This window comes from Candidatus Ulvibacter alkanivorans (assembly GCF_003333325.1).
Lineage (GTDB): Bacteria > Bacteroidota > Bacteroidia > Flavobacteriales > Flavobacteriaceae > Ulvibacter_A > Ulvibacter_A alkanivorans.
Genome location: NZ_QOLC01000038.1, coordinates 1 through 7,614, shown reverse-complemented (window position 1 = coordinate 7,614; position 7,614 = coordinate 1). Strand labels below are relative to the sequence as shown.

Below are 7,614 nucleotides of genomic sequence, written 5' to 3'. Positions count from 1 at the left end.
CATCATTTAATTTAGTAAGGTGCTTTTATCTAAACATTTGTTGGTAACAGCACTTTTTTTATGGTTATAGATCGCTAATCTTTATTTTTGAAAATGCCTGATTTTTAATTTTTTGAAAGAGATTTAAGCCTTTGATTCAGACAAAAATGATTGCCGTTATACGTATTTTTCCGAAGAAAACAGCTTCAAAATCCTATTGGAAAATTGGAGTATTGTGTCTTTCATCGATTTAATTGTCCATCATAACGAAAATATAAACTTCCTTGTAAGAAAATACAACAATCTGACATACATTTGCTTAGAATCGCAATTGCCCCCACATTAACTGCGAAGTTAATTTTTGCGAATCACCCCAAATTAAATGTATGAAACCTACTTTGCACCAAATCCGTAATGGATCATCAGTAATGATGCTATCGTTAATTGTCTGTCTACTTTGCTTTTCGGTTAGAAGCATAGCACAGACACAAGCTCCGTCTATACAGACCGGAGTTACTTTTCAATGGGATGATACACAAGCAAACACCAACGATCCTGCTACGTTAAGTTCTATTACTGTAGACGGATTCGTATTTCAATCGGTTGCAGCACCCTCATCATATGTACTTACGCGTTTAGGACCAAATGGTCACAGCCGTAATAAGATCCTGGAAAATGGAACTACTACGAACGACAGTAGTGCAAATGCCGATTGGAACGCAGATGCCTTAGCTGCCTTTCAGGATAAAAACTTAAATCATTATTTTAATTCAACTTATAACGGTCGAGATATTTGTGGAGATTTCGGAGCTATTGCTACGACCGATGCGCAAATTCAATCGCTAGTATACAATCCAGGAATTCCTTCTAACGATGGTGGTATTATCGCTATTTCTGAACGAAATGCGAATAACTGTTACTACATTTCGATATATGGAACTCCGGCAGGCGGAGGCCCGGAACAATTTTTAGGAGATACTTTTGTACGTTCTAATTCTACGCAATCAGGACCGCAATTTAATCCACCACCGGCTGGTGTCGATTATTGGAATTCGGGTAGAGTCGTAGAGAACAATGGAACTATTGGTATTGCTTTGTTTTATTTGGAAGATCTAGCTCCTCTAGGTTCTATAATTACACGCGTGGATCTTACTGCGGCCACTGTAGACCATGGAGATGGTAAATTTTTTATACTGCAACGTTATGCAGTACCTAAGACTGAAACGAGTTGTATGAACGAGGTGTTCAATGGCACCGTGAATGGAAGTACCATTCCGGCGGGTTCTACCTTCTCATTAGTAAGTGGGCCTACTCCTGAAGGGGAATCGTTCACGTTTAACGCTAATGGTACTTATTCATATACACCATCAATAGCCTTTACAGGTGATGTGGTATTTGAGTACGAAGTTTGTTTGCCTGCACCTAATACCGCCACATGCGATCGAGCAACCGTAACTATAACATATGAAACCGGTCCATCGACCGGATGTGAATGTTTATCGGGTAATGCCGATGGACCCTTATTACAAAATTAACCAAAGAATTAAAAAATAGATTTTCAACGCCCCCAAAATACTTTACTTATGAAACAGTTAACTACCCTTTGTCTATTATTTATGATAGCATTTTTACCGGCTTCGGCTCAAGTAGGAATTGGTACTACCACTCCACAATCTGCTTTGCATATAGCGGGGAGTGAAAGCACCATTCGAATTGATGGTCTTAACAGTGAAAACAATAATAAGAATTACGGAGGTACTTCAATGTACAACGTAATGGTCGATGGGAATGGTGATCTTATGTTAGGCGCATTGTCTGGCGAAATATCATCTGGACCTGCGGTGGTCTCACCGGTAACGGTTCAAACTACGGCCAACTCGGGTATGAATGCATCTGAACTGTATAGCCAAGAATTTGAATTGAACCAACGGGCTATGGTAGTGATTACCTATTACGTTTCTATGGAATTTAAAAATTTCGATGGTAGTGCCAATATTGACGATGGTCGTGCGAAAATTGCACATAACTATTTTTACATTGGCGATGGTACCACTGCCGATACTTCTAAAACTTACGGAATGACGAGTGCTGTTTATTCAAATGTAAATTGCGATACAGCAACCGGATATGTATATAATTCGAGGTCAACTACCATAGTTTTAGAACCGGGAACTTACAGTTTGCATTTGCAAGGAGCGGTATATGGAGGTGATTTAACACCGGATGCTGCGTTTAGTGTTGACTTCGGAAACATAGACCGTTTAGACATTAATGCGATCTACCTGTAGTATGATCTCGTTCGATTATTGTATCGATTCGAATTCACTTACAAAATGAAGCTTAACAGTAGGGTATTTACTTTGCGTCATTTGAAGCGTAAAGGGTGAATCGGCAAAAAAGACTAGTTGCCCCCGCTTATCTTTGGCTAAGAATTTTGCTTTCACACGTTTAAAGTCAGCGAACTCATCACTCTTCGGATCCTTTGGGTCTACCCAACACGCCTTATGTACATTTAGATTTTCGTAGGTACACTTTGCTCCATATTCGTGTTCCAAACGATATTGGATCACTTCAAACTGCAAGGCTCCAACGGTACCAATTACTTTTCGTCCGTTTAACTCAAGCGTAAAAAGTTGTGCAACCCCTTCATCCATTAATTGATCGATCCCTTTTTCTAATTGTTTGCTTTTCATAGGATCGGCATTATTGATATATTTAAAATGCTCTGGTGAAAAACTTGGAATACCGCGATATTGCATGTCTTCACCTTCCGTTAGCGTATCTCCAATTTTAAAATTCCCGGTATCGTGTAAACCAACAATGTCACCCGGATATGAAATATCTACGATCTGTTTTTTTTCAGCAAAAAAAGCATTCGGACTCGAAAATTTTAATTTTTTATTATGGCGAACATGCAAGTAAGGCGTGTTCCTTTCAAAAGTTCCAGAAACGATCTTTACAAATGCGAGACGATCGCGATGCTTAGGGTCCATGTTCGCATGAATTTTAAACACAAATCCGGAAAAATCCTTTTCCTCAGGTTTTACCAAACGGGTATTGCTTTCTTTAGGTCTGGGTTTAGGGGCAATCTCCACAAAACAATCTAATAACTCTCGTACGCCAAAATTATTAAGGGCAGAACCAAAAAAGACAGGTTGTAAGCTTCCGTCTAAATATTCTTGACGGTTAAAGTCCGGGTAGACCTCGTACACCAATTCTAATTCTTCTCGCAGGGTTGCTGCGGCTTTATCACCAATAAGCGTATCTAACTCAGGGCTTTCAAGATCTTCTATCTCAATGGTCTCTTCAATGTTCTTTCGACTGTCGCCGCTAAATAGATTCACATTTTTTTCCCAAATGTTAAAGATGCCTTTAAAATCATAGCCCATACCGATAGGAAAACTCAAAGGAGTAACACGTAGATTTAACTTCTGTTCGATTTCATCAAGTAGCTCGAATGCATCTTTTCCCTCACGGTCCAATTTATTTATAAAAACGATCATTGGGATATTACGCATGCGACATACTTCCACCAGCTTTTCGGTCTGTTCCTCGACCCCTTTCGCAACGTCGATCACGACAATAACACTATCTACTGCGGTAAGTGTTCTAAAAGTGTCTTCGGCAAAATCTTTATGACCCGGCGTATCGAGGATGTTGATCTTAATGCCTTCGTATTCAAAGGCTAATACCGATGTAGCAACCGAAATACCACGTTGCCGTTCGATCTCCATAAAGTCACTAGTAGCCCCTTTTTTTATTTTATTGCTCTTTACTGCACCTGCTTCTTGAATGGCACCACCAAATAGTAATAACTTTTCGGTGAGCGTAGTTTTTCCGGCATCGGGGTGAGAAATGATACCAAAAGTTCTTCGACGTTCTATTTCGCGTTTTAAGGACATGTTTTTCAACTAAATTGCGGTCAAAGATACGGGTTGTTTTACGGTTTATAAAATGCTTTCAAGCATATATTTTTAATTAGAATAAAGGCTTCTTTTAGACAATTGGCGAATTCGAATTCTTGTTAAAATTTTCCAAAAATTATTCAGTTAGAAATAGTCAATCAAAGCTATTTTTCGATTCATATTTTCGAAAATGAGTAGATGCGTTATGGGTAGTTCTTGTTGTTATTTCTTACAAAAATAATAGATGGAAACCACTAAAAATTAGCAAACTACGTGTTTACACGTATATTAAATTCTTACAAAAATCTGCTTGAAAATGATCAATTTCATGCATTTCAACGAGTATTTATGTCAATTCAACTAATAGTGAAAAATTTGTAGGAATTTAACATTTCTTCCTACGTATATTTGATAGTGTAAAACTGAAATTAATGCTGTTGGGGCATTTTTCTTTGCATTAACCAATCTTTAAAACTTAACATATGCATACGTTCAATTCTCGTTCCAAATCGGAACAATCTTGGCCCTCGTTTTCAATTCTTATAACCATAATATTTATTTGCATCTTCGGAATGCAAGGATTTGCTCAAAATTGCAATGTTTCCCTTAAAGTTCATAAGGATCGAAATGCACGTTCAGCAATAGAGACCAAACCGGCCAAATTTAAATTAGAACTCACCAATAGCGGTGCTAGTGCACAAACTTTTACGTTGCAATCAGAACGTACCAATCGACGGTTTACGGTAGAAGGTAGAGAACCGGCTCAATTGAGCATGGAGAGTGATCTCAATGTGACCTTTTATCAGGAAGGTACTGCTAGCAATATCATTACAGTACCGGCATATGAAACCGTTATTTTTCAGGCGATCGTTTCCTTGCCTTCCGAAGCAACAGTGAATCGTTGGGCAGGCATCAACATTAAAGCAATGAACCAAAACTGTAATGAGGCAGATCTTACAGCTTTTATAAAAGTTTTCACAAGAGATCCTGCGAATAATTAAAAAGACTCCTTGGGGTAAACCTTAAAAATATTCTTTATGAAAAACCAACTAACCACTTCAAGAATGCATCAAAGGAAGTCGCTCATATTCACTATGATTTTCTTTGTTTTTTGCGTTGGAGCCATATTCTCGCAAAATAATATAACCCTTGAGAAAGTTGCCGAAGAAAGCACCTTATGTAATCAATTCGATGTTACCTTAACGGTAACAGGTAATCCACCTCCCATCGCACAAGATGTCATCTTGGTGATCGATAGATCGGGAAGTATGCAGGGGGATCCTTTAGATTTCGCTCAAGATGCCGCTATCGATTTTGTTACGCAATTGTTCGACAACAATCCTACGGGTAATAATCGCGTCGGAATTGTATCTTATTCAACCTCGGGAACACTCGAAATTGGATTAAGGGACTCAAGCTTCGAATCAGCTATCATTGCAGAGATCAATAATTTGAATGCTAGTGGTGGAACAAATATCGCACGTGCCATGGATGTTGCAGACAACGAAATGACAGCAAATGGAAATTTTGGCTGTGCGACAGGACGAAGCATTATATTGCTTACCGATGGGGTAACGAACCGACGATTAAACGGAAACTCATGTAGCGGTATCCCTTCTCCTCCGTATCCGGCAAATAACAATGCATGTATGAACGATGCCATTAATGAAGGTGTCGGTGCACAAACTACGACCGTAAGTGGAGAGGTGTACACGCAAAATATCTATTCCGTCGGACTTTTTAGTGATATCAGTGGAAATGCCCAAGCTGCGGCAACACATGTTTTAGACGAAATTCAAAATAGTGGTTTGTTTACCACTGAAAATGCAGCCGACCTTTCAGGAATTTATAGTCAAATCCTCAATCAGTTGGCATTGGCTGCGCGCAACGCAGTAGTTACAGATGTCTTGGGAGCAGGGTTCGACCTCGTGCCGGGATCGATTAGTCTTCCCGCAGATGCGACCTACAATGCTGGAAACAAGACCATAACTTGGGACATTGGAAATGTTTCCAACGAATCAAAAATACTTGAATATACTATCGAGGCCACCGGTATGGTGAGCTGTGGAATTCAAAACTCGGGTATGACCGAAATGACATATGAAGATTCTGCGTGTATAGATCAAACAGATCCGTTCCCAAACCCTCAGGTTTGTGTGCCATGTCCGGACATATCAGATCCCGTAATCGATCAAGTAGATTGTACCAACGCCATTAATTATTCGGCCACCTTCGATCCGGGTGATTGTACGCCATTCTCTATTTCTTTTGAATGGGAATTTTTTCTGAATAATGTTTCGGTAGGAACAGCTTCGGGAACAACTATGGCAGATCTTTCGGGAACCTTTACATATACAGGAGGTGATCCTTTTGAAGGAGATTTTAGAGCAGAATTGGAATATACTGGAACCTATAATAACAACTGTAACCTTCCTCCGGTAACTGTCGACTCGTCCATCGATATCTATTTACCACCTAATGCGCCTATCAGTGGAGGTGATCAAGCCGAATGTGCTACAACTCCAACGATTCAGACGTTAACGGCTTCAGCAACAGTAGGTGCAAATCAAACAGTGGTTTGGTACGATGCACCTACTAATGGAACTGTTGTAAACGACCCTAGTTTAAACGTAGTTGATTCTGTCACTTATTATGCTGAAACAGTCGATAACACCAGCGGGTGTTCTAGTACAAGTAGAACTCCGGTAACATTAACATTATACAATTGTGCTATAAATATTGAAAAAACGGCAAGTCCAAACAATCCAAATAGTTGTAACCCTATCTCAGCGGGACAATCCATAAATTATACGTTTAGCGTTACCAATCCGGGCAATGTAGGCATCGAGAACGTCACCGTAACAGATGATTTAATCGACCCTCTTAATCCTATTCCTGGCCCGAATAGTGGTGATACTTCCAATCCTGGAATTTTAGATGTCGGTGAAGAATGGATTTATACAGCAAGTTATACGGTACTACCAACCGATATTATTAATGGGCAAGTATTTAATGAAGCAGAAGTTGATGGTACTGTCACAGGGTCATCGTCTTCTTTTAATGTAAATGATCTCGATTCTGAAACGGTAGAATTATGTCAAAATGCCGAAATTTCCATTACAAAAGCAAGTGTAAGCGACACAGGGAATTGTATTGCATTTGACGTAAATGATACTATTGATTATACGTTCAATGTTGTTAATGAAGGTGATGTCGCTATTTCAAATGTGGTGGTTACCGATCCAATTTTAGGAGGGGTTATCCCTGGTCCTGCTAGTGGTGATACAGTGAATCCGGGCGTTCTTGATGTGGGCGAAACTTGGATTTATGAAGCTTCTCTAACGGTTACTCAAGCCGAAATTGATGCAGGTTCTGTAATTAATACTGCTGAAGTAGAAGGAGACACATTATTGGGCGATGTAGATAACACCAGTAATCAGGTAACGGTATTGATTTGTCAAAATCCTGCCATTGCCTTGGTAAAAGAGAGTGACTACAACGGTTTTGATACCAGTGGCAACTGTATAGCTGCTCCGGGTGATCAGATCGATTACACCTTTACGGTGACCAATCAAGGAAATGTAAGTTTATCGAACATTCTGCTGAGTGATCCACTTCCGAACGTATCGGCCTTCACCTTTGTTGGTGGGGACAGTGATAATGATACGCAACTAGATGTTACCGAGATTTGGGTATACACGGCAACCTATGCCATTACCCAGGATGATAT

5 protein-coding genes are annotated in these 7,614 nt (G+C 39.6%); 4 read left to right on the top strand and 1 reads right to left on the bottom strand.

Translation table 11 applies throughout. The features are described 5' to 3' along the window. Positions 1-365: 365 nt before the first annotated feature. Both DWA30_RS02355 and DWA30_RS02350 read left to right on the top strand, forming a co-directional pair. Positions 366-1,514 carry an Ig-like domain-containing protein gene (locus tag DWA30_RS02355; RefSeq protein ID WP_136073136.1) on the top strand — a complete coding sequence of 383 codons (1,149 nt, stop codon included), beginning with the start codon at positions 366-368 and terminating at the stop codon, positions 1,512-1,514. Between the two features lie 48 nt (positions 1,515-1,562). Further along, positions 1,563-2,267 (top strand): hypothetical protein, encoded by a 705-nt coding sequence (locus DWA30_RS02350; protein WP_136073135.1) that lies wholly within the window; start codon positions 1,563-1,565, stop codon positions 2,265-2,267. 15 nt (positions 2,268-2,282) lie between these two features. On the opposite strand, the gene DWA30_RS02345 is transcribed toward DWA30_RS02350, so the two are convergent. Next, positions 2,283-3,881: a peptide chain release factor 3 gene (locus tag DWA30_RS02345; protein ID WP_114490922.1), complete on the bottom strand. Its 1,599-nt coding sequence runs from the start codon at positions 3,879-3,881 to the stop codon at positions 2,283-2,285. A 485-nt stretch (positions 3,882-4,366) separates the two neighbouring features. On the opposite strand from DWA30_RS02345, the gene DWA30_RS02340 reads away from it, so the two are divergent. After that, entirely contained in the window at positions 4,367-4,885 is a 519-nt protein-coding gene (locus DWA30_RS02340) for a hypothetical protein (protein WP_114490921.1), read from the top strand. Between the two features lie 36 nt (positions 4,886-4,921). Beyond that, positions 4,922-7,614, top strand: a 2,693-nt coding sequence (locus DWA30_RS02335; protein ID WP_136073134.1) for a CLIPPER-2 domain-containing protein, incomplete at its 3' end; no start/stop codon positions are given.